The organism is Acidimicrobiia bacterium, from assembly GCA_041393965.1.
GTDB lineage: Bacteria > Actinomycetota > Acidimicrobiia > Spongiisociales > UBA5794 > UBA5794.
In genome coordinates, this window is sequence record JAWKJB010000001.1 from 561,431 (window position 1) to 584,584 (window position 23,154).

General features: G+C 63.4%; 28 protein-coding genes, 1 pseudogene and 1 other annotated feature. Of the genes and pseudogenes, 12 read left to right on the forward strand and 17 right to left on the reverse strand.

Annotated features, from left to right (window positions below; translation table 11 throughout):
* Positions 1 to 61 precede the first annotated feature (61 nt).
* Genes R2823_02990 through R2823_03010 form a run of 5 tightly spaced genes read right to left on the reverse strand, consistent with a single transcriptional unit; the run spans position 62 to position 3,342 of the window.
* Positions 62 to 253, reverse strand: coding sequence for a helix-turn-helix domain-containing protein (locus R2823_02990; GenBank protein ID MEZ5175152.1), 192 nt, complete (start codon positions 251 to 253; stop codon positions 62 to 64).
* A 2-nt stretch (positions 254 to 255) separates the two neighbouring features.
* Positions 256 to 993 carry a replication initiator gene (locus R2823_02995; protein MEZ5175153.1) on the reverse strand — a complete coding sequence of 246 codons (738 nt, stop codon included), beginning with the start codon at positions 991 to 993 and terminating at the stop codon, positions 256 to 258.
* Entirely contained in the window at positions 890 to 1,639 is a 750-nt protein-coding gene (locus tag R2823_03000; GenBank protein ID MEZ5175154.1) for a replication initiator, read from the reverse strand. The genes R2823_02995 and R2823_03000 overlap by 104 nt, the downstream gene beginning before the upstream one ends.
* Before the next feature lies 1 nt (position 1,640).
* Positions 1,641 to 2,966, reverse strand: coding sequence for an FtsK/SpoIIIE domain-containing protein (locus R2823_03005; GenBank protein ID MEZ5175155.1), 1,326 nt, complete (start codon positions 2,964 to 2,966; stop codon positions 1,641 to 1,643).
* A gap of 55 nt (positions 2,967 to 3,021) precedes the next feature.
* A complete protein-coding gene (locus R2823_03010) occupies positions 3,022 to 3,342 on the reverse strand; it encodes a hypothetical protein (protein ID MEZ5175156.1) in 321 nt (106 codons plus the stop codon).
* A gap of 152 nt (positions 3,343 to 3,494) precedes the next feature.
* On the opposite strand from R2823_03010, the gene R2823_03015 reads away from it, so the two are divergent.
* Positions 3,495 to 4,253, forward strand: a complete 759-nt coding sequence (locus R2823_03015; protein ID MEZ5175157.1) for an XRE family transcriptional regulator — start codon at positions 3,495 to 3,497, stop codon at positions 4,251 to 4,253.
* Positions 4,250 to 4,720: an NUDIX domain-containing protein gene (locus tag R2823_03020; protein ID MEZ5175158.1), complete on the forward strand. Its 471-nt coding sequence runs from the start codon at positions 4,250 to 4,252 to the stop codon at positions 4,718 to 4,720. The genes R2823_03015 and R2823_03020 overlap by 4 nt, the downstream gene beginning before the upstream one ends.
* Here R2823_03020 and R2823_03025 read toward each other — a convergent pair.
* From R2823_03025 to R2823_03055, 7 genes are all read right to left on the reverse strand, one after another.
* Positions 4,708 to 5,295: an HD domain-containing protein gene (locus R2823_03025; protein MEZ5175159.1), complete on the reverse strand. Its 588-nt coding sequence runs from the start codon at positions 5,293 to 5,295 to the stop codon at positions 4,708 to 4,710. The two genes, R2823_03020 and R2823_03025, sit on opposite strands and share 13 nt — an antisense overlap.
* A 200-nt stretch (positions 5,296 to 5,495) precedes the next feature.
* The gene (locus R2823_03030) at positions 5,496 to 7,097 is read right to left on the reverse strand and encodes a methyltransferase domain-containing protein (protein MEZ5175160.1); all 1,602 of its coding nucleotides are present in this window, start codon (positions 7,095 to 7,097) and stop codon (positions 5,496 to 5,498) included.
* A complete protein-coding gene (locus tag R2823_03035) occupies positions 7,019 to 7,678 on the reverse strand; it encodes a restriction endonuclease (GenBank protein ID MEZ5175161.1) in 660 nt (219 codons plus the stop codon). The genes R2823_03030 and R2823_03035 overlap by 79 nt, the downstream gene beginning before the upstream one ends.
* A 900-nt stretch (positions 7,679 to 8,578) precedes the next feature.
* On the reverse strand, positions 8,579 to 9,748 hold the full coding sequence (locus R2823_03040) for a Fic/DOC family N-terminal domain-containing protein (protein MEZ5175162.1): 1,170 nt from the start codon (positions 9,746 to 9,748) through the stop codon (positions 8,579 to 8,581).
* 235 nt (positions 9,749 to 9,983) lie between these two features.
* Positions 9,984 to 10,232 carry a hypothetical protein gene (locus R2823_03045; protein MEZ5175163.1) on the reverse strand — a complete coding sequence of 83 codons (249 nt, stop codon included), beginning with the start codon at positions 10,230 to 10,232 and terminating at the stop codon, positions 9,984 to 9,986.
* 320 nt (positions 10,233 to 10,552) lie between these two features.
* Complete coding sequence (locus R2823_03050) at positions 10,553 to 10,930, reverse strand: nitroreductase/quinone reductase family protein (protein ID MEZ5175164.1); 378 nt, start codon at positions 10,928 to 10,930, stop codon at positions 10,553 to 10,555.
* Positions 10,931 to 11,138: 208 nt separating this feature from the next.
* Entirely contained in the window at positions 11,139 to 11,411 is a 273-nt protein-coding gene (locus tag R2823_03055; GenBank protein ID MEZ5175165.1) for a hypothetical protein, read from the reverse strand.
* Positions 11,412 to 11,641: 230 nt separating this feature from the next.
* On the opposite strand from R2823_03055, the gene R2823_03060 reads away from it, so the two are divergent.
* The 4 genes from R2823_03060 (at position 11,642) to R2823_03075 (ending at position 13,698) form a co-directional block, all read left to right on the forward strand.
* Positions 11,642 to 11,992: a BlaI/MecI/CopY family transcriptional regulator gene (locus R2823_03060; GenBank protein ID MEZ5175166.1), complete on the forward strand. Its 351-nt coding sequence runs from the start codon at positions 11,642 to 11,644 to the stop codon at positions 11,990 to 11,992.
* On the forward strand, positions 11,989 to 12,864 hold the full coding sequence (locus tag R2823_03065) for a M48 family metalloprotease (protein MEZ5175167.1): 876 nt from the start codon (positions 11,989 to 11,991) through the stop codon (positions 12,862 to 12,864). The genes R2823_03060 and R2823_03065 overlap by 4 nt, the downstream gene beginning before the upstream one ends.
* A 95-nt stretch (positions 12,865 to 12,959) precedes the next feature.
* Positions 12,960 to 13,379, forward strand: a complete 420-nt coding sequence (locus R2823_03070) for a cytochrome c (GenBank protein MEZ5175168.1) — start codon at positions 12,960 to 12,962, stop codon at positions 13,377 to 13,379.
* Between the two features lie 67 nt (positions 13,380 to 13,446).
* Positions 13,447 to 13,698, forward strand: a complete 252-nt coding sequence (locus R2823_03075) for an SHOCT domain-containing protein (protein MEZ5175169.1) — start codon at positions 13,447 to 13,449, stop codon at positions 13,696 to 13,698.
* A 99-nt stretch (positions 13,699 to 13,797) separates the two neighbouring features.
* On the opposite strand, the gene R2823_03080 is transcribed toward R2823_03075, so the two are convergent.
* The 4 genes from R2823_03080 to R2823_03095 form a co-directional block, all read right to left on the reverse strand.
* Positions 13,798 to 14,040, reverse strand: coding sequence for a sulfurtransferase TusA family protein (locus R2823_03080; protein MEZ5175170.1), 243 nt, complete (start codon positions 14,038 to 14,040; stop codon positions 13,798 to 13,800).
* Between the two features lie 13 nt (positions 14,041 to 14,053).
* A complete protein-coding gene (locus R2823_03085; protein MEZ5175171.1) occupies positions 14,054 to 15,019 on the reverse strand; it encodes a hypothetical protein in 966 nt (321 codons plus the stop codon).
* A 146-nt stretch (positions 15,020 to 15,165) separates the two neighbouring features.
* Positions 15,166 to 15,489, reverse strand: coding sequence for a hypothetical protein (locus R2823_03090; protein ID MEZ5175172.1), 324 nt, complete (start codon positions 15,487 to 15,489; stop codon positions 15,166 to 15,168).
* The gene (locus tag R2823_03095; GenBank protein ID MEZ5175173.1) at positions 15,490 to 15,732 is read right to left on the reverse strand and encodes a hypothetical protein; all 243 of its coding nucleotides are present in this window, start codon (positions 15,730 to 15,732) and stop codon (positions 15,490 to 15,492) included.
* A 351-nt stretch (positions 15,733 to 16,083) separates the two neighbouring features.
* Here R2823_03095 and R2823_03100 point away from each other — a divergent pair, with 351 nt between their 5' ends.
* Both R2823_03100 and R2823_03105 read left to right on the forward strand, forming a co-directional pair.
* Entirely contained in the window at positions 16,084 to 16,365 is a 282-nt protein-coding gene (locus R2823_03100; GenBank protein MEZ5175174.1) for a transposase, read from the forward strand.
* Between the two features lie 478 nt (positions 16,366 to 16,843).
* A complete protein-coding gene (locus tag R2823_03105; GenBank protein ID MEZ5175175.1) occupies positions 16,844 to 17,083 on the forward strand; it encodes a hypothetical protein in 240 nt (79 codons plus the stop codon).
* A 164-nt stretch (positions 17,084 to 17,247) separates the two neighbouring features.
* Here the strand turns inward: R2823_03105 and R2823_03110 are convergent.
* A pseudogene (locus R2823_03110) lies at positions 17,248 to 18,473 on the reverse strand (IS3 family transposase).
* Positions 18,058 to 18,171, reverse strand: a sequence feature (AL1L pseudoknot). (Overlaps the previous pseudogene by 114 nt.)
* Before the next feature lie 393 nt (positions 18,474 to 18,866).
* Here R2823_03110 and R2823_03115 point away from each other — a divergent pair.
* The 4 genes from R2823_03115 to R2823_03130 all read left to right on the forward strand — a co-directional run bounded on the left by R2823_03115 (position 18,867) and on the right by R2823_03130 (position 23,152).
* Positions 18,867 to 20,117 (forward strand): aminotransferase class I/II-fold pyridoxal phosphate-dependent enzyme, encoded by a 1,251-nt coding sequence (locus tag R2823_03115; GenBank protein ID MEZ5175176.1) that lies wholly within the window; start codon positions 18,867 to 18,869, stop codon positions 20,115 to 20,117.
* Between the two features lie 40 nt (positions 20,118 to 20,157).
* A complete protein-coding gene (locus R2823_03120) occupies positions 20,158 to 21,891 on the forward strand; it encodes a HAMP domain-containing sensor histidine kinase (protein ID MEZ5175177.1) in 1,734 nt (577 codons plus the stop codon).
* A 63-nt stretch (positions 21,892 to 21,954) separates the two neighbouring features.
* A complete protein-coding gene (locus R2823_03125) occupies positions 21,955 to 22,263 on the forward strand; it encodes a hypothetical protein (GenBank protein ID MEZ5175178.1) in 309 nt (102 codons plus the stop codon).
* A gap of 31 nt (positions 22,264 to 22,294) precedes the next feature.
* Positions 22,295 to 23,152 carry a DUF1028 domain-containing protein gene (locus R2823_03130; protein MEZ5175179.1) on the forward strand — a complete coding sequence of 286 codons (858 nt, stop codon included), beginning with the start codon at positions 22,295 to 22,297 and terminating at the stop codon, positions 23,150 to 23,152.
* Positions 23,153 to 23,154: the final 2 nt, after the last annotated feature.

Sequence of the window (23,154 nt, forward strand, 5' to 3'; positions counted from 1 at the left end):
TTGACCGTGTAAAGTGTTATCTCGCATTGGACATGCGCCTGTCCCGAGAAGACTCTGCGGCTCACCTCTCACGTTTGGCCTCCTGGTGTTGAAGATGGCCGACGAACTTGTCGAGCGCCTGCTTCGGGACACGTCGGCAGCTGTCGATGAGCACGGTGTCGAGCCGACCCTGGCCGATCAGCTCGTAGAGCTTGGATCGGCTGATCGAAAGCACCTGGGCGGCTTCGGCGGGGGTGAGGAGGAGCTTGTCCATCTTCACCGTCGAAGCCCTCTCTCGGCCAGTCGCGCGTCGCGTGCCAGCTTCCGCGCCTCGGCAGCCTCGGCCGCCGCGGTCCGTGCCAGCCAGGCGTCACCCTGGTTATCCCATCCACGGCCGAGGTAGCGCCAGTCCTTGATAGCTGTTGCCGCCGAGGGCCGATCGGCTGAAGCTCGGCGCGTCCTCGCCCATTCGGCACGGGCGGCGCGGAGGGCTCCAAGTGTGGTCGAGTAGCGCTGGCTCTTGGTGAGCCAGTGGCCTCTGAACCCGAGGGTGTGTGCCCATTGGCGGAGTCTGAGATGTTCGAGCTCGGGCCGAACGCCGAGGTCCCATGCCGTGGTCACGAGGCGCTTCAGATGTGGTCGGAGATCGAGCGACACCAGGTCCGACTCGTGGAGGCGATGGTCGAGACGACCGAAGGCGTCGGTCGACTTGGTGGCGTACTTGGCGATATACGCCGCCACCGCGCGAGGAGACGTCGACTCGAGGGCCACTCTCCGGACATCGACCTGCTCGCCCCATCGAGCTGTGCCGCTGATCCCCGGCGTAGTTGGATAGGTGACCTGGACCCGCCGGGTCGTGCGGACGACCGCGGCCTCGAAGTGGCCGATGCTGAGCTCGCCTGGGGGCGGCTCAGATCGGTCCGGACGGCCCGTCGAGGCGGACCACGACGTGGATGTGGACGAGTCCCCGATCCTGGTACTCGACGACCTTGGCGTACGACACCCGGGCGTGATCGGCGAACCGCGAGCTGCCGATGCCCATCTCCTTGGCCAACTCGCGGCGGATGCCGATGGTGGTGCGACGCCACAGCTCAGTGACGTGGGCGTTCCATAGGATCGCCGCTTCGTAGTCGAAGCAGTCGACACAGAGCGGCTCACCGAGACGAGCATCGTCCGGTTCGTGGATCTCCCGGCAGCGGATCGAATGTCCGTGGCGGCATCGCTCGCGCCCATTCGGGTGACACCTCCGGGCCGAGCCATCCCCCATCCGCAGTGAGTGAACCGGCCCGAAGCTCGGTGCCGTGAAGGTCACGAACACGATTGGGTGCGTTGAGGCATCCTCCGGAACCCCCTTCCCGCCGCGCAGCCCGGCGACGATGAGGTGCCAGGCGTCCGCCCGATACCTCGCTGAGCACGGCTCACACACCGTCGCCCTCCTTGTCCCACAGGCCTTGAGAAGATGACCGTCGGGTTCGATGTCGGTGGAGTAGCTGGCGTAGAGCTCACCGGTCGCAGGGTCGATCTGGTGCGTGGTGCCGGCGAGCCTGACCGGGTGTTCGCACCAGCCGGTGGACCGGGCCAGCTCGAGCCATCGCTCGAACGACTCCGGGTCGGCTGCCCGCTTGAGGAGCGAGTTGAGACCTGACGACCCGGCCGACACGTCACGCCTCCTCGGGCATCGATGGGTGGGCGCGGAGGGCCTCGGCCCGTTTCGAAAGGGCCGCCAGATCAGAGTCGTCGAGGTAGAAGGAGCGGATCCGCTGTGGAATGCCTCCCTCGTGGAGCAGGTAGCCGACACCGCGCGTTGCAGGGTCGACGTCTGCGGCCGAGTAGCCCGCCGACGCCCAACCGGACCCGAGGATCGTGTCCGATGCTTGAGGCGTCGAGCAGCGCATCGCCCAGCGGAACCCGAAGAGGTCGCGGATCGAGGTCGGAACGACGTCGGCGGAGGGCTTCTGGGTGGCAGCCAGCACGATGATCCCGGCTGCTCGGCCCCGCGACACGAGGTCACGGAGCACTTCGGCGAACTCGGAGCGCTCCTTCCGGTCCGAAGCGGTGAGGTAGTGGACCAGCTCGTCGATGACCACGATGTGGAGAGCAAGCCCATCGCCGCGGGACACCTTGCGTCGTCCCGAGCTGAGGAGCCGTGCATACCGATGGTCCATTTCCTCCTGCAAGCTGTGCAGCACCTCGATGGCCTCTGCGCAGCTGACGCCGGCGTTCCCCGATGCGCACCGCCTCCAGATGGCGAGTTCGACGAGCTTCCCGTCGAGTAGCCAGAGCCGGCATGTCGGATCGAGCGCAGCAGTCGCGACCAGCATCGAGAGGGCAACCGACTTACCCGCTCCTGGCTCGCCCCCGAGCAGCAGGTTTCGCTCCGGGAGGAGAACCGTCACGATCTCGCCGTTCTCACCGACACCGACCGGAATGGGTTCCCACAGGCTTGGCTGGGGCAAGTCCGTATGTGGCCAGCGCAGTGGAGGCCCCACGGCGAGTGGGTCTCGGCGGGCGATCACGACCTCGGCGAGGGAGGCGTTGCCGAGATGGCGACGCACGCGCAGGTCACGGACACGCAAGGCCGCGGCGATCACCTCGGAGGCTCGTTCGAGCTCCGGCACGCTGCTTCCGGCCGGGACCCGCACATCGAACCGTTCCCCTGCCGGGATGTCTCTCAGTCTGCGCACCGTCGGCACGCGGTCCTCGAGGGATGCAATCCGGGCTGAACGCACGGCCCGAGCCCACTGTCGTCGCACCCGCGCGTGGCGCAAGAGGCGTCTGACATGGCGGCGAATCGGCGGCACCGCCAGCACCAGGGTCACGGCGACGGCATCCGCGATCCATGCTTCCGTCTCGCCGTTGTAGTGCCGGGTTACCAACCACAGCGCTGCACCGATGAGAGCGAGACCCAGTTCGACACGGAATGCCCACAGGGCGCGAAGGAAGGCCTCGATGATCTCCTCAGCCACATCCTCTTCCTGGCTACGCATGGTCGCGAACTCTGAGATACGTGACACGAGGGCGAGTCATCGAGGCCACCTTCGATTACGACCCGGACCTGGCGGCCTGGGCTGGCTCGATCTGGTCGGCCCGGTAGGCGACGCCGCTGCGGTCGCCCATGGTCCACGGGGTCGCCACCAGTCCGGTGATCTTCACCGTGCTGCCTTGGGTGACACCCTTCGGCTGACCGGCCACCTTGACGGCGATCACCTCGGCCCCGCCGTCGTTCAGCGCCACCACCTGCACCGAGTGCAGTGGCGCGCCGCTCTCGTCCACCTTGGGTGCCTTCGACTCGAAGTCGAGCACCGGCTCGGGTGGTCCGGCCGCGAGGAACGTCATCCCCGCGGTGTCGATCGGGAGTTTCACCTCCACCTTCCTTCCCGGCGCATGTTCGGTGCCTTCCGACGAGATACGCCAGGTGCAGTGGACGGCACAACCGCGGATGTGAGACGTCTGCAGACGCGAGTTCGCGTCGCGATCGCGTTTCCCGCGCGCCCCTTAGGTCTTTGGAGGCTCGAGTGGAGCGCAACGACCGACTCCGTGAGGTGATGGTGCAGGCCGGTGTATCGGCCGACCGCCTGGCTGAGGCTGTAGGCGTCGACCCGAAGTCCGTGTGGCGCTGGACCAACAAGGGAGTCGTCCCGCGACGGATTGGGCTGAAGACGCGAGTCGCGGACGTGCTCAATGTCGCGGAGGCCGACCTGTGGCCGGCAACGACACGGAACGGTTCGGTCCCAGAGGATCGTCAGGTGACCGAGGAGGTCGCCGCCGTATGGGCACATCGTGCCGACGCTCCCAAGTCGCGTTGGTGGACGGTGCTCGCGGCAGCAGAGACCGGCATCGACCTGCTGGGCTATGCCATGCAGTTCCTACCCGAAGACCACACCCGGCTCGACCGGCTGCTCATCGACAAGGCGGATTCCGGATGCCGAATCCGCATTGCCCTCGCCAACCCTGACTCCCCCTACGTGGCCGACCGCGACGACGAGGAATGCCTGGGCGGCACTCTCTCCGATCGGATACGTACCACCATCGACCACTTCAAGCCGCTGTTCGGGGTGGAAGGCGTCGATCTGCGGTTTCACCAGACGAGGATGTACAACTCGGTCTTCCGAGGAGACGATGAGATGCTCGTGACCCCCCACCTCTACGGTCTGAAGGGCTACCGCGCGCCCCTGCTCCACATCCGGCGTCTCGCCGACGATGGCATGTTCGACGGCCTCCGGGCTCACTTCGAGCGGGTCTGGGGGGTCTCAGAGCCGATCCCGACACCATGACACGTATCGACCACTTCAACGACCCCGGCGCTCCTCGCCCGACCAGGCTTGTCCCGGCCGCCTCGGCAGTGGTCGTCGATGACGAAGGACGCTTGTTGTTGGCGAAGCGCACCGACAACTCGCTCTGGACGATCCCCGGAGGCACGATGAAGCCGGGCGAATCGATTGCTGAGACGGCAATCCGAGAAGTCAAAGAGGAGACCGGACTCGAGGTCGAGGTTGTGTCCCTGGTCGGGATCTACTCGAACCCGAATCACATCGTCGAGTACTCCGACGGCGAGGTGCGCCAGCAGTTCTCGGTCTGCTTCACGTGCAGACGTGTCGGCGGTGAACTGGCGGCGAGCGACGAGACCAGCGAAATCGGCTACTTCAGCCCCGCCGATCTCAAGGACTTGAACATCCACCCCTCGATCCGGCTGCGAATCGAGCACTTCTTGGAGAAGCGAGCGGAGCCCTACCTCGGCTGAGAGACGACCGCACCAGCGTCGACTCGTGCGAGCGCCTCCACCCGTTCGACTGCCTCCATCAGCTCAGGCCACGCCGTCCGTAGACCTCGGGTCACCGGGCTCCCTGAGTCATAGCGCGCCTCGATGTCGATGAGTCGCCGCTCCGGCGTCATCCGCTGTCCGCTCGGTCCCGTGGTCAGGTCGCAGTACGCCAGCGTCGCCGAAACGAGGCTGTCCTCGTCATCGAAGTCGGCGAGCGCTGACTCCAGACCTTGAAACCGAGCCTCGTGTAGCGATCGTGTGTGGTGAGCGACCAAGCCAGCGAGACGCTCTTGTCCGAGCGCCCGCAGATGCCGAGCGCCATCGAGGGGATGGAATCCGGTGACGGCAAGCTCCGGCGCGTAGCCGATGTCATGGAGATACGCCGCCGCCACCAGAACGTCGGCGTCCTCCGGCGTCAAGCCGCTTGCCATCTCCCGTGCCACCTCGGCCACCGCCTGCACATGCCGCCAACGTCGTCGCAGTGGCCGCAATAGACCTCCGGCGTGAGCCTCCGCCCATGTCCTCAGCTCCATGCCTCCCACCGTACGGCACATCGAGCCGAGGCGCGACCCCGCCTGTGAGGACTTTCTCTACAGAATCAAGAGGCCGGCCTGCGGGCGGCCCTAGCGGGCCGTCCTCGGTCGCCCGGGGTCTGACTGACGGCTCGTGGCGAACGGCGTTGCACGCCGCTATTTACAACGAGCATGCGAACGACCCCGCCTCCTGGGCTCCTGCTCGAAGGCCCGCCGGTCACTCAGTCCATGTGAAGAGCCAATTGACCACGCGATGCCTCCGTTTCGTCTCGAACACGTATCCGCTCTTTCAGGCGGTCTACGGTATCGGGCCGCGCGGTCAGATATCCCGCACAATCGAGAGCAGCCCCGAGATCGATCCGTTGAAGCAGACGCTTCGTGATCGGCCTCTTTGAATCGGGGAACATCAGTGCCTCGAGCAGATGCCTGACATCAGGACCGTTGAGAATCTGCAAGAGCAGATCGGCCTGATCCCGGTCGTGGCAAGGCAGGATGTAACACGTGTCGTCCAGTACCACCGGCTTGCCCGCGATTGGTCCCAGCAGTCGGAACCGCGGTTCCTTGTGGAGTCCAGACACGGCGATCTTGAAGTCGGTGAACGTGTAGTCGCCAACACCGAATATGACGAATCGCGGCTTGCCGCGATAGATGCTGGATCGTCGTCCGTCGAACACATCACGGTGGCTCGTGAGGTAGTCCCATAGCTTGGGGGCCTTGTGCTGGAGCCACAGTGTGTTGTCGCTCAGCCGTCGTTGCGGCACGATGACCCATCGCGGCGTGTCGTGAGTGTCACCCCTATTGAGTTGTGTGCCCTTCACAAGTGGAAAGACGAAGTCGGCCTCAACGTCCACAACCTCGCCGAGTTTGTTTTGCAGCAGCCCGCTCGGTGTGCTCTCCAACTCCATCACGGGAGCCGCGTCGTGCTTCACACCCTGCCTCCAAGTGAGCGGTGACGCTCCATCCATGCGGCGTGCCAGTCGGTATGAATGAATGTCCGCCACCAGATCTCCGTTAGAGAAGCCCATGACATGTGATGGCTCGTCGGTTTCAAGCGAGGCGTAGACGGGTATCTCCCGAATCACATCGCTTCCGCCGCACTCCATGACCAGCAAGCAGGCATCTACAGCCGCGCCGAATGCCCTGTGAGCATTGAAGCGGTAGATGCATGCGCTCTCGATGGGCCACCCCATCTCTTTCGAGTGCCTGAGAACGTTCCGAGCAACGATCGTTTTCACAAGCAGCGCGATTGTCGGCCGTTCAGAGGAAAGCTCGTTCATCAGCTTGAGTGTTATGTACTCCGCGATGTCGAAATTCGCGGAGCCTGTAACGGCATCCAGCCCAGTCAAGCCTTTGACGTTCGATTTCCGAGGCAGGTTGTTGCTCCCAAGCGAGCCAAGTTCCGCGTTGGTGACCCACGGCGGATTACCGACAATCAGCATGGGTCCGTCTGTACGCCAGTCGAGATCCCGCCCGAGATCGGTACTGAAGATGTCGCGCTGCAGAAGCTGCACTTGTGTAGTCGGATTCCCTAACGCCTCCCTCGCCTCGGCGAGATGGCGAGCCTGGACGTCGATTCCGATCACCTCGTCAGGCTCCGGGTACGCCCTGAGGGCTGCCATGAGGAAGCTTCCGGTGCCGCATGTGGGCTCGAGAACACGTGACCACTTGATTCCTCGGCGCGCCAGCAAGTTGAGCACAGACGCTGATAGCTCTGGAGGAGTCTGCCAATCGCCAAGGTCCCTACTCACGACAGCAGCTCCTGTAAGCCTTCTGCTTCTCCGTCTGCGGCAAGGCCGATAGCCCGGCCGTACTGGAGTCTCCATTGGAGTGCATTCGAGACAGTGAGGTAGCCCTGGTTCGGCGCCTCGTTCAGGACGCGGTCAGCAAGCTGGCGACGGCCTATTTCGTCCAATGGAAGGTTGCGTTCTTCGAAGAAGGCAGTCAGATCGTCGTTGTTGCCGTCACGGTCGAGAATGCCGAGAATCCCTGTTGTCGTCTGATAGTCCGACGTCCGCCTCGCATCGATGAACAAGGCATGGAGGATGTCTAGGCGAGCGGCCTCAGCGGACTGGTCGTCCTCCTTCTTGTACACGAGGACCAAGAGGTGGTAGCCGAGTCCGTAGACCTTCTGCGTAGCGTCCAGGAAGGGGCTTGAGGACTGCGGTTGCTTGATGGAGGTCACCTTCAGATCAACGTTCAACGATGGGAAGTCGATGCCGGATGCAGAGCTACCCAACTCGAAGTCGTATTGGCGGGCCAAGTGGTCTCGGAACGCATGCTCAACGTAGGTTCCGACCGCCTTGCCGTCGGTAGCTCCGTAGAGCTCGGGGATCGCCCGACCCGTCAACTGCGTACAAAAGTCCTTGGCCTCGCTCTTGAGTCGGTCGACTGTGAGTTGGTCCAATGCCCTGCCTTCCTGCCGACGAATGACACTTCCGTAAGTACTGTACCCAGTCGGTCTGACACCTCGCCGAGTGTCTCCTCGTACGGCTGGGCGAGTTGCGAGCAGACCCGGGTCGGAGGGAGCGAAGAGGGCCAAGTACCTGCGCTCCAGTACCGCCATTGCCACGGCGCCGACAATGGGAGCCAAGTTGGGAGCCATTCTCTGTGGATGGCTGCGGACGGCTGTGGAGGCCGGTGGACGCGAAAGCGCATCGTTCCGGCATCTGTGGACCCGGGTGGACGCCCATGGACAGGGCTTGGAGATCTACGGATCAGAAGGTTGGGGGTTCGAGTCCCTCCGGGCGTGCCGCAAGGGCTTCTCTCATGTCCGGTCGAGACCGACGACCCTTGGGCCGCGGCTGGGCCGCGGTGGGGCCGCGAGGGCGCGGCTCCGGACGTCGTCGAGGCGGCCGATCAGCGCCTCATTGTCGGATGGGAACAGGTGCTTGTGGCGGTCCATCGTGACGGCGATCGACGAGTGGCCGAGATGCACCTGAACGGACTTCGGGTTGGCGCTAGCCGAGATCAACAGACTGGTGCATGTATGCCTGGGGTCGTGGATGCGCAGACCCTCGGGGAGTCCGGCGTTCTCGGAGCTGCAGAGACGCGAACAGCAGGCCTACCGGGATCTTGTTCCGCCGAGCCTTCTTCAATTCGGCTGACCTACCCCGTCCCAAAGCCCGGATCGGTCCTTGGCGGCCGGCACCCCGACGGGAGACCGAGGAGCGCCATGACCGATGCCGATCTGCTCACCGCCGTTCCCGACAACCGTGCCGCTGAGATTCGCTGCGATCAGCAGGCAGCAGCTCCGCTGTTGGGTGAAGACGGATCTCATCGAGCCGGACGTGGAGCGCTAGATCAGTCAGTCAGCGCCGAGACGCAAGAGTCTCAGGACCTCTCTCGCCACGAAGACTCGGCCGTACGTACGGCCGGTGGTCTCCTCGAGGATTCCTTCCTCGACGAGTTTTGACACTGCGCGATTCGCGGTCTGATATCGCACGTTGAGGCGCTTTGCGATGGCAGAAGGGGTGAGGACGGGGCGTTCGATCAGCTGCTCCGTGATCGTGATGATGGTTCCCTTCAAGCCTGCTCGACGAACACGCTCAACGGTGTTGGTCCGGTACTCGATCAGAGCGGTGATGCGCGAACGGGCGACGCTCGCCTCAGCTCGGATCGCCTCCGAGAAGAATCGAACCCACGGATCGAAGTCACCTGTCGCCGTTGTCTGGGCGAGAAGCTCTACGTAGCGCTCGCGACGTCGCTCCAGGTATGGCGAGAGAACCATGTAGTGGTTGGACAACGGTCCACGGTCGATCAGCAGGAGGATCGCGACTAGTCGCCCAATCCGGCCGTTGCCGTCGATGAATGGATGGATCGTCTCGAACTGATAGTGACTGACAGCGATGCGGGCGAGAAGGGGTAGCGCGTCCTCTTCATAATTCCATCGCTCCCAATCTGAGAACAGCTCCTCTAGACCCGGTCCAGGCGGTGGAGGCACGAATCGAGCCTCGGTGATCAGGGAGCCACGCGGTCCGATAGCAACCTGTGTCGATCTAAGGCGACCCGAAGACGACTCGTTCTCGGACGCGCGCATCAGCACCTCGTGGAGCTCACATAGCAGGTTGCGGGACACGGGACGAGTGGCGAGCTCGCGAACTCCCATCTCGGCAGCATCTACGTAGTTCGCCACCTCTTGAATCGGCTGCGTCAGCTCGATCTCGTCGATCTCCGAGGCAAAGAGGTCCTCCAGTGTGGAGAACGTGCCCTCGAGGGCCGATGTACTCACCGCCTCGCGGCGAATGATCGGGCGTGTGAGGAGATATGGCCTGTCAAGTTGGGTAGATGCCCCTTCGAGCCGACCGAGCTCCATCGCTGCCGCTTCGATCGTTGAGTATGTGTCGGGTGTGAGATCGATGCTCTTCGGGAGCGGGTCCGGTTGGAAGGCGTGGTGGCTGATCTTGCGCCCATGCTGTTCGACTGTGATGGGAACAAGTGTTCCTATAGGGGAGTCGCGGAATCGGTCTATGTCCATGGCTTCATGCATACCCCATGCTCTAGTTGTGATATTCGAGGGTCCGATTTCACAACATCGTGCATTCGCAAGGCAGAATATCACAACTAACGCTTTAGATGTGAAATCTCATGGGTGAAATTCACGTTGGAGGGGCCTTTCACCAAGGCACCGGTGCCGCGGCGCAGCTCGTTCTCGTCCGCCGTGCCCAGGGATCTGGGCCGCGGCTGGGCCGCGAGACACTGGAAAACGACCGTCAACGACGCGAACCGTCGTGAGGTGAAATCCCAAGCGCCACGCTTGTACTGCAAGGGCTTAGGTCGATGGAAGCTCGCTGGCCTTCTGCCGCTTGGGAGCCATCCGGGCTTGCGTAGCCCACCCACTTCGCGTACACCTTCGAGCGCAGCAGCGAGACACCGAGCAGCACGAAGGCGACGATCAGCAGACCCCACACGAGCAGGAACCCGATACCGACCGATGGCGTGTCGACGGCGCCGTTGAGCACCTCGGGGGCGTGGGGCTGATCGATCGTGCAGTGAACAGGTCAGTGAAGTATCCGCCGGACAGCATCACGAGTGATGCGACTGTGGCGAATGCTGCGAAGAGACCGAAGCGGCCACTTGTGCCTGCGTGGTTGATGTACAGCGATGCGACTCCCCAGATCAGCATCACGGCGGCGACGCAGCGCATCGCGGAAACCACACTGAATGTCGCCGTCACGACTTCAGCTGCGAAGTCTTCGGACGCGGGCTTCGCAGTTCACCGGGGAGCCGCCGTCATTCACGAGCGGATCGTCGCAAGGGCGAACGCGCCGCAAGCGCCGCACTATTCGGTGGGTTCGAGGATGACCACCGCAGTTTCGCCCGATCGGCGCGCGGCATACGCATCGAGGTTGTCATCGATGCTGCGCCACCGGTCCCACAGTCGCGACCGCTCCTCTCCGGCTGCGGCGCGGCCCTTCACCGTCTGTCGTCCGTCTGCGAGCTGTACGGCGGCGGCGGGATTCGCCTGAAGGTTGAGCCACCAGGCCGGTTCGCCGGCAGACCATCCGTTCATCGCCATCGTGACGAGGTTTGGGCCATCCTCGAAGTAACCGATCATGACGCTTCGCTCCTTGCCGGAGCGGCGTCCCGTGGTGGTGAGCCGGGCCGTGCCCCACTTCCCAGGCTTCGGGCGAGACAGACCGATACGGCCACCGGTCATGCGATAGATACCCCGATGGGTCGACCAGGCGAATCGAACCAACCATCGTGGAGGAACCCACGCCCGCTTCTCCGACTGTGCCATTGGTCTCCTGATGATGCGGCGTCGTCTGGCATCGTAATCGGCGGATCGTTGGCGGTACCAGCGCGGAATCCAGCAACGATTGCCGAAACACGGAGATGCGCTGCGATCTGTGTGTCTCCCTTGCTCAAGGGTCGGACGCGTGGAATCTGACCACGCCGCCTTTGTCATGAACTTCAGCGTGACGCCGATTCGTCCCGAACTCACGCCAATCGACAACCAGCTGGCTGCACCGGAGTGCAAGCACTGGTGTTGTGTCCTCGATCACTTCGGCATCGGCGAGGAGCAGGTGAACTTGGCCGTCGAACTCCACGAAGACCTTGTGATCACGAACGGTGGACCATGTCAGCCGGTGCATGTTGTCACGGGGTCGACCAAACCAGCCGGTGGGCAGTTCCATCGAAGCCGTTCCTGCGCGCTCGAACCACGCCGAAAGAAGGACCGCCACGCTGTCACGATCCGCACTGGCGTCAGATCCGTCACCGATGATGTAAACCTACTCTTTCATCCGTCCGAGCACACAGGTCGGCTCTACTCCGTGCCGATCGGCCGTGTGTCGGTTCGCGCCCAATGTGCTACGCAGTGTAGTAGCATTGCCCGAGGCGACAAAGCACGAAGAGGGCGTACGCCATGGCCAAAGATCCGTTTCTTGAGAACGCTGTCATGGAGGTTCTGTGGGGCGCGGCAGGTGGGATGACACCCCGCGAAGTTCTCGAGGACTTGCCATCTGAGCATGCCGTTCAATACACCACCGTGATGACCGTCCTCGCGCGGTTGTGGAAGAAGGGCCGCGTCGAACGCGAGCGCTCAGGGCGGGCCTACTCGTATCAACCAGTCCTCACGCGCAGTGAACATGCCGCTGCACGAATGGAGGAGATCCTCGATACTGCTGGTGATCGCAGTCGTGCGCTGGCGCGGTTCACCGAGCAACTGTCGGCGTCCGAGCGCAGGCGCCTCCGCGAGTATCTGGAGGGCCCATGATCCAGGATCTGCTCGCGGAAGGAGTTCTCGTCGCCACCATCGGTCTCGTTGCCATGCCGCTCGTGTCCAGACGGTTTAGGACGGCGTTCAGCCCCACCCAACTCACCCGGTACAACTCCGTGACGATGATCACCGGCCTTGCGCTCCTGCTCGTCGCGCTCGTCGCATGCGCCGTTCCGGTCGCACGAGCCATTGCCGGCGTCGAGCTGCCTGATCGGCACTTCTTCCCGGGAGATGCCATCGTCGGATGGGTATCGGCGGCTGTTGCGTTCGTGGTGGTCGGTTCCTTCGCGATCGGGTACCGGCGGACCCGGAACCTCGAGCGAATCCTCGCGGTCGAACCGTCGCTTGGCATCCACATTGACCGCGGTGACCATGAGTTGATCATCCTGGCGACGGCACACAGCATCGCCTATGCCGTCGGCACGAGACAGCACCGCCAGATTGTGATCTCGGAGGGGCTCATGGCGAAGCTGAGTGTCCGAGAGCTTGTCGCCGTTGTCGAACATGAGGCCGCACATCTCCGTCTCGGACATCGCTCCGACCTGGCACTCATCGCAATGGTCGAACCGCTGTCAGTCGTGCTTGCACCGTTGCGGCGACTCACCGAGGTGGCCCGCGCGGGGTTGGAACGGGCTGCGGATGCGGCAACATCGGATCATGCCGCGACAAGGTCGGCACTTCTCACGCTGAGCGGCATGAACCCCCATCCGGGAGTCGCAGCCTTCACATCGGGCGACCTTGCCGACCGGGTCGACGCGCTGGCGATAGCCGAGACACCGAATGCGGCTCTTCGGGCAGCATTGTACGCGGTAGCGTCCACACTCGCTGGGGTGTCAGCGTGGACACTCGTCCGATTCTGGTTCCTCTAGACCAAACGAGAACAGGGAAGCGACATGGCCAACTCGAAAGCGACATCGGCAACGACCACATCCGCACCGCTGGCCCTCGTCCTCGGGAGCATCGCTTGAAGAAGCACGCCACCTGGATCGCGATTGGAACTCTGACAGTGGTGATGGTCGTCGCGGTGGTGTTCTTCGGGAGTGGATCCCCGTCCGACACCGACGCAGGCACCGGGATTCCGGTGCAAGACCCCGACCTCGTCGCGGCAGGAGATGATCTCTATCAGGCACACTGTGCCGAATGCCACGGATCCGATCTCCGAGGAACCGATACCGGGCCCTCCCACCTCTCGGTTGTCTATGAACCGAACCATCACGGTGATGCAGCGTTCGTACTCGCAGCAAGGAACGGCGTCACACAGCATCATTGGCCGTTCGGTGACATGGCCCCGGTACCCGGGCTGAGCGACGACGATCTTGACGCGATCATCGCTTTCGTGAGGGAGAATCAGCGAATCTTCGGCTTCGAGCCGTACCCACCATGAGCGTTCGCACAGTACGCTGATCTACTACCTAGAGTCGTAGTGGAGCTTCCCGTCGATTGGACACGGCATGATGGCAATGACTTTCGAGTACGGACATATGAGTGGAGGGGGATGGTGGCTGATGATGGGCTTCTGGACGATCGTCGCCGCAGCCATTATCTGGGCGATCGTCCGCAGCATCGCAGCATCCGGGTCGTCGGCATCCAGCGCATCGTCCCCCGCGCCACCGAGTGCCGTCGAGATCCTCGCACAGCGGTTTGCGAAAGGCGAGATCGACGAGGACGAGTACCGCCGCCGGCGAGAGGTCCTCTCCGAGTAGCCGCGACTTGGTTCGAGTCGTGTTCACAAGCCTGGCCTGATCACCGGACACACTGGATCGACGCAAGCGTTGCCGCTGGTGCTCCCGGTCGGGAGTGCCCTACTTGGCGACGAGGAAGCGGTGATAGCGGAATGGCCACATGCCTGCGCGATCAGCCTCGAGGGCTCGGTACCCGTCGCGTTCGGCCCACAAGGAGATTTCGGTCGGCGCGAAACGATCCCGGCTGAGGATTTCGACGCGGGAACCGGACGGCAGGGATCGCATCAGCTTGTCAGCGCGGATCAGCCCTGTAGCGCATGGTGCTTTTCGATTGTCGAGCCGTTTGTCCCGAGCCGTTGTCATGGTCGAGCCGTTGTCATCGGTCGGGGGCCGTGTCGTCGAGGTCCTCGACCCGGCACACCCCGGTGACAGGCGAGCATTGCCGGTACAGCGGGCAGGTGATGAAGATCCCGATCAGGGCGACGATCAAGAGCACCTTGGCAGGAATGAGGATCCCCGGCATCGACATCCACCAGTCCGCCGGCATGGCGCGGTACACATCGGTCTGGATGAGTCCCGTGATGATCACCGTGGGCATCGCGAACCGCACCACCCAACGGAACCGTTGCAGCTGTCGGGCGAGCGCGATGACCGCTTCGATGGTGGGATGATCGCGTCCCGCGGGGATCGCAACGCCGAGGTTCCACAGGGCGCCTCCGAGCCAGAGTCCGAATGCGACGAGATGGAGGGTCCTGACGACTTCGGGAAGACCGGCAGCCGCGTCAAACGACCCCCACATGGCGGCCTGGGCGGCGGCTCCTGCAACGATCACCGCTCCGCTTCGGCGGGTTGCCACTCCACGCCACAGCAGTGCGGCTGTGGCGCCGGTGGCGATCATCAGCCAGAGCTGCTGGGTCGTGCTCAAGTAGGGGACGAACGCGACGGCGGCCGTCGAAACGGTGGCGAAGGCGGCGAGGATCCGGCTGATGGGCCGGGCATGCGCAAGGGCGCTGTCAGCCAGAGGTCGCATCCGTTCGTCGCTGAGTCCCTTCTCAGTGGTTCGTAGGTACATGGTTCTCCAGGCGGCGAACCCGAGGGTCAGCGCCATCGTCCACAGGATGAACCAGCGCATCAGCCCGAGGCCCAATCCGAGTCCGAAGGAGCGCCCCGTGAAGATGGCCCCTGCGATCGATGCGAGGGTGATCGTCACGAACGCAACCTTCGGGAGGAAGGGTGTCGAGGTACGGACCTCCACCGTGTAGCCGAGGTCGATGCCCTCACCGAGATCGGTGTGAATGGCGGGGATCGTGTTCATGCCGGGGAGCTGGCTTGGGGCGGTCATCCCATTTATTCCATCGTTCGCTAGAACTATTAATTCTATTACTACTACACGCGTAGGGAGAATTCAAGCGAAATGTCGGTGGCCAGATACCCTGGGTATGGAGGCGCGGGGGTCTCGGAGCGGCGTCATCCGGCTCACGCTTGTCGCTACGACGATGGAGGCGGCGTGATGCCTCGTCGCTCACACAGTCCCTGCGCTTCAACACCGAACGCCCGATTCATGCGAGCGCGATAGTTCTCCATCGCGATCGTCGCGACGAGTTCGACGGTTTGGGCCTCATCGAAGTGGATACGGACCGCTGCGAAGATTTCGTCTGTCACATTCGCGGGTGTGCGTGTCATCGCCTCGGTGAGCTCGAGGGCAGCTCGTTCTGCCTCCGTGAAGAGGTTGCTGGTGCGGAAGCTCCCGAGCGCCGCGATCTTGGCGTCGGATGCACCGTTTTCACTGCTCCCGGCAGTGTTGGTATCCATTCAGAAGGGGCACCCCACCATCTCGGCAGCACGCAGACAGGCGAGGGACCGCAGCTGAGCATCGAGCAGGCCACTTCTCGCCGGGGCGTCGCCGAGTGCACGGCTCGCTTGGAGGATCGGAGGGCAGTGTGCCTGAATGCCGGTCGGCACGACTGGTTCACCCAGCCATCGTTCGCTGGCCTCGAGCACCTTGCGAACCTCGCCTGACACCTCTTCTTTCGTCAAGGGGCGTATCCGGGCCATGCAGACTTCCTTCCTACCTTCGGTCCGATGTGGTCCGCCGCAGCAGGATTGCCCGCCACATCGAAGCTGATGTCGCGATCATAGGAGTGCCGTCCGACCACGGGCTCTGCGACGCCGCGCTGGACCGATCACGGCTGTCCGACCCCTTGCGGGACCTGGCAACTGCGGTCAGCCCCGTTCTGTGGGCCAGAGTTGACCTTTTCGTTGATGTGCTGTTTCAGGACATCCCTCACACTGTCGATGTTGATGTCGCGGGGCATCCCTCACACCTGTGGTTGTGATTCGTTTGGAGTTGACCCGGTTTGTTGGACACCCGATCCTGGGGTGAGTCTCAGGGGAAGGAGCCCTTCGATGGGTCGTCCAAGCAAGTATCCGGAGGAGTTCCGGAGGGAAGCTGTCGAGTTGTATCGGTCGTCTGACCGTCCAAGGGTCGAGGTTGCTCGGTCGTTGGGGATTTCGGATAACACGCTTGCAGCGTGGGTCAAGGCGGCTCGTGCCGAAGCCGAGTCGGGTCTTGATCCTGATGAGCGTGCTGAGCTCGAGCGGCTCCGGAAGGAGAATCGAGAGTTGCGTCTGGATCGGGAGATCCTCCGCAAGGCGGCAGCGTATTTCGCTCGGGAGACGAACAGGTGAGCCGACGGTTCGTCTCCGAGCATGCCGATCGGTATCCGGTCACCAGGCTCTGTGCACTTGCTGGGGTGCCTCGTTCAACGTTCTACGAGTGGCGGAGCCGGGAGCCGTCCCAACGTGACCGCGACGACGCTGCACTCACCGTTGAGATCGTCGATATCCATACGGCGTCTCACGGCACCTATGGGGCACCGCGGGTCTGTGGCCAGCTACGGCATCGAGGCATCCAGGTAGGCCGCAAGCGGGTCGCTCGCCTCATGGCTGCTGAGGGTCTCGTGGGTGTTCACGGGCGCCGCAAGTGGCGGAAAGGACGACCGAACACGGCACCAGCACCAGACCGGCTCCAACGCGACTTCACCGCCGAGGCACCGGATCAGCGATGGGTTGCTGACATCACCGAGTTCGCCTGTTGGGACGGCACCCTCTACCTCGCAGGCATCAAGGACCTCTGTGATCAGTCGATCGTTGGCTGGTCCATGGGGTGCGTCAGACCACCGACCTGGCCGTCAACGCCCTGGTCATGGCGCTCGGCCGGCGCCACCCAGACGATGAACTCATCCATCACGCCGACCGGGGATCCCAATACACGAGCCTGGAGTTCTCGAACCGAATGGCCGGCTGGGGCATTGCACCATCGTTCTCGAGGACCGGGAACTGCTACGACAACGCCGCCATGGAGACCACCTGGGCAACCATCAAGCGCGAGATCCGACACATCTAGGGCGACTGGTCACAGATGACCCGCTCCCAGCTGCGCACCGTCCTGTTCTGAATACATCGAAACCTTCTACAACCGGAACCGTCACCAAGCCCGACTCGGACACCGAACACCCGCCGCCACCTGAATCACACTGGGTTTGATGGAGACCGTTTTGTTTGGTTTCCTTACTTGCCAGTTGTGGCTAGTTCAGCGTAGCGGGCCTCCTCGTATTCGGCTGGTGGGATATCGCTGCAGTGGCTGTGGAGCCGCTCGGTGTTGTACCAGTGCACCCACCCCAAGGTGGCGAGTTCGACTTCCTCGACCGTTCTCCACGGTCCTTGGTCTGGTCCGTAGATCAACTCGGTCTTGTAGAGACCGTTCACTGTTTCGGCCAGGGCGTTATCGAACGAATCACCGACCGACCCGATCGAAGGCACCGCTCCGATCTCGGCAAGACGTTCACCGTATCGGACGCTCGTGAATTGAGATCCGGCATCGGAATGCGTAACGAGGCCTTCAAGGCGGGTGCCTCTGACCAGCGTGCCATCTCGAGTGCGTCGAGGACCATCTGGGTGCGCATGTTGGAAGCAACCCTCCACCCAACGATCCGTCGGCTGAATGCGTCAACAATGAAACACACGTATGCCACCCCCGACCAGGTCGACACAAAGGTGAGGTCTGTTACCCACAGACGGTTCGGACGAGCCGCGGTGAAGTCACGATCCACCAGGTCTTGGGGGCGTGTGGCTGACTCGTCGGGTCGTGTTGTACGAACCCGTCGATGCCGTGACACACCTTGGATTTCGAGCTGTTTCATCAGACGAGCCGTCTGGTCACGGCCAATGTCATGGCCGGCACGCCGGGCTGCTTTCCACAGTTTGTGAGCCCTATACACCTTCCGGTTCGAGATCCACAATGCCAACAGGATCGGCATCATCACCGCATCCCGCAGCGCTCGCGGACAGGGGCCGCTTCTTGTTGTCGTAATACGTTGAGGGGGCCACCTCCAGCGTGGTGCAGATGGGCTCGACCCCGAACTCGTCACGATTCTCGTCGACGAACTTGACCATTATCTGTGTGGGCGGTCGAGCTCCGCCGCAAAGAAAGCCGAAGCCCGCTTCAAGATCTCGTTCGCACGGCGCAGCTCACGGTTCTCCTGCTCCAGCTTCTTCATCTTTGCCCGCTCAGCAGCAGACATGCCCGGGGCATCCCCTGCTTCGATCTCAGCGTCAGCTACCCAACGACGCACAGACTCGGGGCCATACCCCAACTGGTCAGCGACGCGAACCACCGTGCCCTGGCTCGTCCCAAGCTCCTTACGGAGCTCGAAAACCAGCCGGACAGCCTGATCCTTCTCCTCTTTCGTATACCGACGAGTCGTCGGCCTTCCTGGTGTGATTTCCCTTGACATGACTCTCATCTTTCCACACTCAAGAGCCTCCAAGAATCCCAGGGCGATTCACCATCACCATCGGAGCGGCCTACAACACGATGCAAGCAACCGTGATCATCACCGAACCCACATGCCACATCTTCATCGACGGCCACCTCATCCGCCAACTCGAACTCGACCCCACCCAAAGAACCCAACCCCTCTACGATCGACCAGGCAAACCAACTGTGAGGGATGTCCCGCGACATCGCCAAAAAGTGTGAGGGATGTCCCGCGACATCACATTGACCTTTTCGTTGAACGGGAGCCCTGGGTACGCGTGAACACCGGAATCCGCGGGCATCCTGGTTGGCGGGGGTATGGTCTCCGTGCCGTCACCGTCGGGCCAGCCGACAACAGAGAGAGGAGACCGTGGACTCCAAGGTTGCTCACGATCGCCGCAGGGCGCTCGAACTGGTGAGGGAACGCCTGGGGATGGCGGTCCGCGGGGGGGTGATCCGGCTGCGCGTCGAGGACCAGTCGCGGGACGGGAGAACTATCACCGTCGGTGGCCGTCCGTACGCCAACTACGGATCGTGCGGCTACCTCGGACTGAACACGGACCAGCGCCTCATCGACGCGGCGAAGGCGGCACTCGACCAGTACGGCCCCGTCTTCTCCTCGTCTGCCGCGTACACCTCCGTTGACCTGTACACCGACCTCGAGGACCGCCTCGGCAAGATCTTCCCTGAGGGCCGCCTCCTGGTTCCGACCACCACCACACTCGGGCACCTGTCGGTGCTCCCGGTGCTCATCGCACCGGGAGACCTTGTCCTGCTCGACCACCAGGTGCACGCCTCGGTTCAGCTGACCGCAGGGGTCCTGCGGGGGATCGGTGCAACCGTGCGGGATCTCCCACACAACGACATGGGTGCGCTGCGAGGCGCCCTCGAATCGGACGCGCCCAAGCACCGAGCCGTTTGGTATCTGGCGGACGGCGTGTACTCGATGTACGGGGACACGACTCCCGCCGAGGAGGTTCGGTCGCTGCTCGACGACTTCGAGAACCTCCATGTGTATTACGACGATGCGCACGGCGTCGGTTGGAAGGGCCAGCACGGTATCGGCCATGTGCTTGCCGAGGCGGGCTTCCACGAACGCATGATCGTGATCGGGTCCCTCGCGAAGTCGTGGGGAGCCGGTGGGTCGGTCGTCGTGCTCCCCAACGAGATGCTTGCCCAGCATGTGCTGCTCGCCGGGGCCACTTTCACCTTCTCCGGACCGCTGCATCCGGCGCAGCTGGGAGCTGCGGTCGCTGCTGCCGACATCCACCTGTCGCCCGAGCGCGACGAGCGAGAGGAACGACTCCTCGCCAAGATCGACCTGATGCGTGAACGCCTCGTTGCGCATCAGCTTCCTGCCCTTTCCCTCGAGCGGACACCCCTGTGGTATGTCAGGGTCGGCACACCCGAGAACGCGATCGAACTCGGGCGACGCATGATGGTGGATGGGTACTACACGAATGTGTCGGGTTTTCCGGTTGTGCCAAAGGGCATGGACGGCATTCGATTCACCACAACCCTGTTTCAGCCCGACAGCGATATCGATCGGTTCACGGCCTCCCTGAAACGCAACATCGAAGGCCTCGTGGTGCCTGTGGAGTGGCACATCGACCTGCGCTGAACTCCTACATTCCTGAGTCGACCCGACCGATAACTCAATCGTGGCACGATCCCTGCGTCCGCGCGCGAAGCGAATCAGCACCCAACAGCGGTTTGGGCCTTTCGCGCTGGCCGTATTCGGGTTCCTTGGGCTCTGCGGCCTCGTGACACTCATCGGTTCGAAAGATGTTGCCGACGCCGCAGGGGCGCTCGGTGTGTTCGTCGGATCGGGGATCGCCGGCTGGTTGTTCATCCACCGGGCCCGGTCGGTCACAGGCAGAGAACGCGTCGCTTGGTCTCTCATCGGTGTGGGCCTGTGCATCGCGTCGATGGGTGTGATCGTGGTTGCGGTCGTCTACTTCGTTCAAGGCGATGCCCCTGCGTTCGGTTGGACCGACCTGTTCTTCCTCACGACCTATCTCCTTGTGATCGTCGGCGCCGCGGCACTTCCCTACTCGCAGGGTTCTCCCCTCCAACGGGCGCGGATGTTGCTCGACGGGCTGATCGGAGCGGTCTCGGTAGCTGCATTGCTGTGGGTGTTCCTGCTCGCGGACATGACGATGGGACTCGCGGGCGCCTCCGCCCTCACGCGGACGATCGGTGCCCTCTACCCGTTCTTGGACCTCGCGGTTCTCACCGTTGCGATGTCGGTGCTTCTTCGCCGGTCGCGGCATCGGTTCGATGTCCGGGTTGCCCTGTTCACCGCAGGCGTGTTTTTCCAGGTGGTCGGCGACATCGCGTTCTTTGCCTCTGGTCAGACCGGCTCGTTCCAGGACGCCAACCCGCTGTATGTCATCAACCTCATCGCGATCGGGTTGTACTTCGCGTCCGCTTCGCTGGTAGGCCAGCCGAGCATCGGCCGCGAATATGCGGATCGCAACCCGCCCCTGTGGACACAGGTTGCCCCGTATGTCCCCGCGGTGGGCATGCTCGGCGTCCTCGTCGCCGAAGCAGTCGTCGGGGGTGGAGAGACCGTCGAGCCCATCCTGGTGGTTGCCGTCATCGTTGTCGGGCTGCTCGTGATCGCACGGCAAGGTGTTGCGATCGTTGACAACCGCGCAACCATCGAAGAGCAGCGGGATCTGCTCGTCACGACCATCTCCCATGAACTGCGTACCCCGCTGACAGCCATCGTCGGCTATCTCGATCTGCTCATGGAGAACGACGATGAGCTCGAGCGGGAGCAACGGTCGATGGTGTCGATCATCCATGAGCAGGCCGACTACATGGCGACGATCGTGTCGGATCTGATGATGCTCGCCCGCGGTTCGGACGGGGGCATCGACCTCGACATCGAACCGGTCCGGGTTGTCGACCTCACGGTGGCGGCGCTCCACGCGGCAGGGATCGATCCGTCAAGCGTCGAAGTCGAATGTCAGCCAGCGCTCGGGGCATTCGTCGACCGGTCCCGTATGCAACAGGTCCTCGTCAACCTCCTCACCAACGCCGAGCGATACGGGGGAGAACGCCGCATCGTGCGCATCACCGCCGACGGATCGGACATCACGGTCGAGGTTCACGACAACGGTCCAGGAGTGCCGCGTCGCCACGAGATGCGAGTCTGGGAGCGTTTCGAGCGTGGCCCGAACCGTCTCAACGCGATCGTCCCCGGATCCGGTATCGGCCTCGCCGTCGTACGGGCGATCGCCGAAGCCCACGGCGGGGTCACGACCTACCGGTCCTCCGAGCTACTCGGTGGGGCCTGCTTTTCCGTGCTCCTCCCCGGCCGCGCAACCCGCGACCCGACAGGTCGCGAGGAGCAGCCGATCTCGAAGGCGGTCCGATTCATCGCATGAACGCGGCACCCGGAACCCCGGCGGCGGCGACGAGCCCGCTACGCACCTGATACGCTCGTGGTCATGAGCATCGAAAAAGCACTGACCGAACTGTACGGGGAGCGGAACCGCCTCGGCGAGGAGTGTGCCCGCATCGATGAGGCCATTGCGGCTCTCGAGTCGGTGTCATCAACGCCGCCGACACGATCCAAGACTCGATCGAAGACGGGATCCACAAAGCGTGACGGCCGCAGCGCCCCGAAGCCACCTGTCGCCTGCCCGTTCTGCGGAGGGGTGACCAAGGGCATGGTCGGCCTGTCTGCCCATGTCCGCGGCTCCCACCCCGACAAGTACCCGAAGGCATACGAAGCGTGGAAGCAGTCGCAGTCGTAGCCCCGGAGCGAGGCCCTACTGGTCTCTTTCCATGACCTTTTCGATCGTCGCACACGACCCGGATGCGTCCGACGGCACCGAATGGGGCGTTGCGGTGGCCTCAAAATTCCTCGCCGCAGGTTCGGTCGTTCCATGGGCCAGCGCAGGCGTCGGTGCCATCGCGACCCAGGCGCTCGCCAACATCGGGTACGGGGTACGAGGGCTCGAGCTGCTCGCGAACGGCATGTCGCCTGGCGCCGTGGTCGAGCTCCTCACGGCCAACGACGACGGTCGGGAACACCGCCAGTTCGGTGTCGTCGATGCCCGCGGGCGCGCAGCGACCTTCACCGGCGGTGAGTGCCTCCCTTGGGCAGGCGGACGCACCGGGGACGGCTACGCCTGCCAAGGCAACATCCTCACCGGTCCCGAAGTGCTCGACGCCATGGTGGCTGCGTTCCACGAACCCGGTGACCTCACAGCGCGTCTCGTTGCTGCGCTGCTCGCAGGGGACCGCGCCGGAGGTGACCGTCGCGGGCGCCAGTCGGCAGCGATCCTCATCGTTCGCGAAGGTGGTGGGTACCTCGGCGACACCGATGTCGCCGTGGATCTCCGGGTCGACGATCACCCAGAGCCGGTCGTGGAACTCGGGCGTCTCTGCGAGATTCACCGGCTGCTGTTCCCGAGGCCGTCAGATCTCGTCTTTGTCCCGATCGACGAGGCGCTCGCATCCGAGATCGGGGACCGCCTCGCCCGGCTCGGACACCTGCCCCACGCGGTCGCAGCATTCGGGGACGAGGCAAGAGGGGCGCTGATGGCGTTCGTCGGAATCGAGAACCTCGAGGAGCGCTGGACCGACGAGCCCGCGATCGAAGAGCAGGTGCTGGCGGCTCTTCGGACGGCATCGGAGTGATC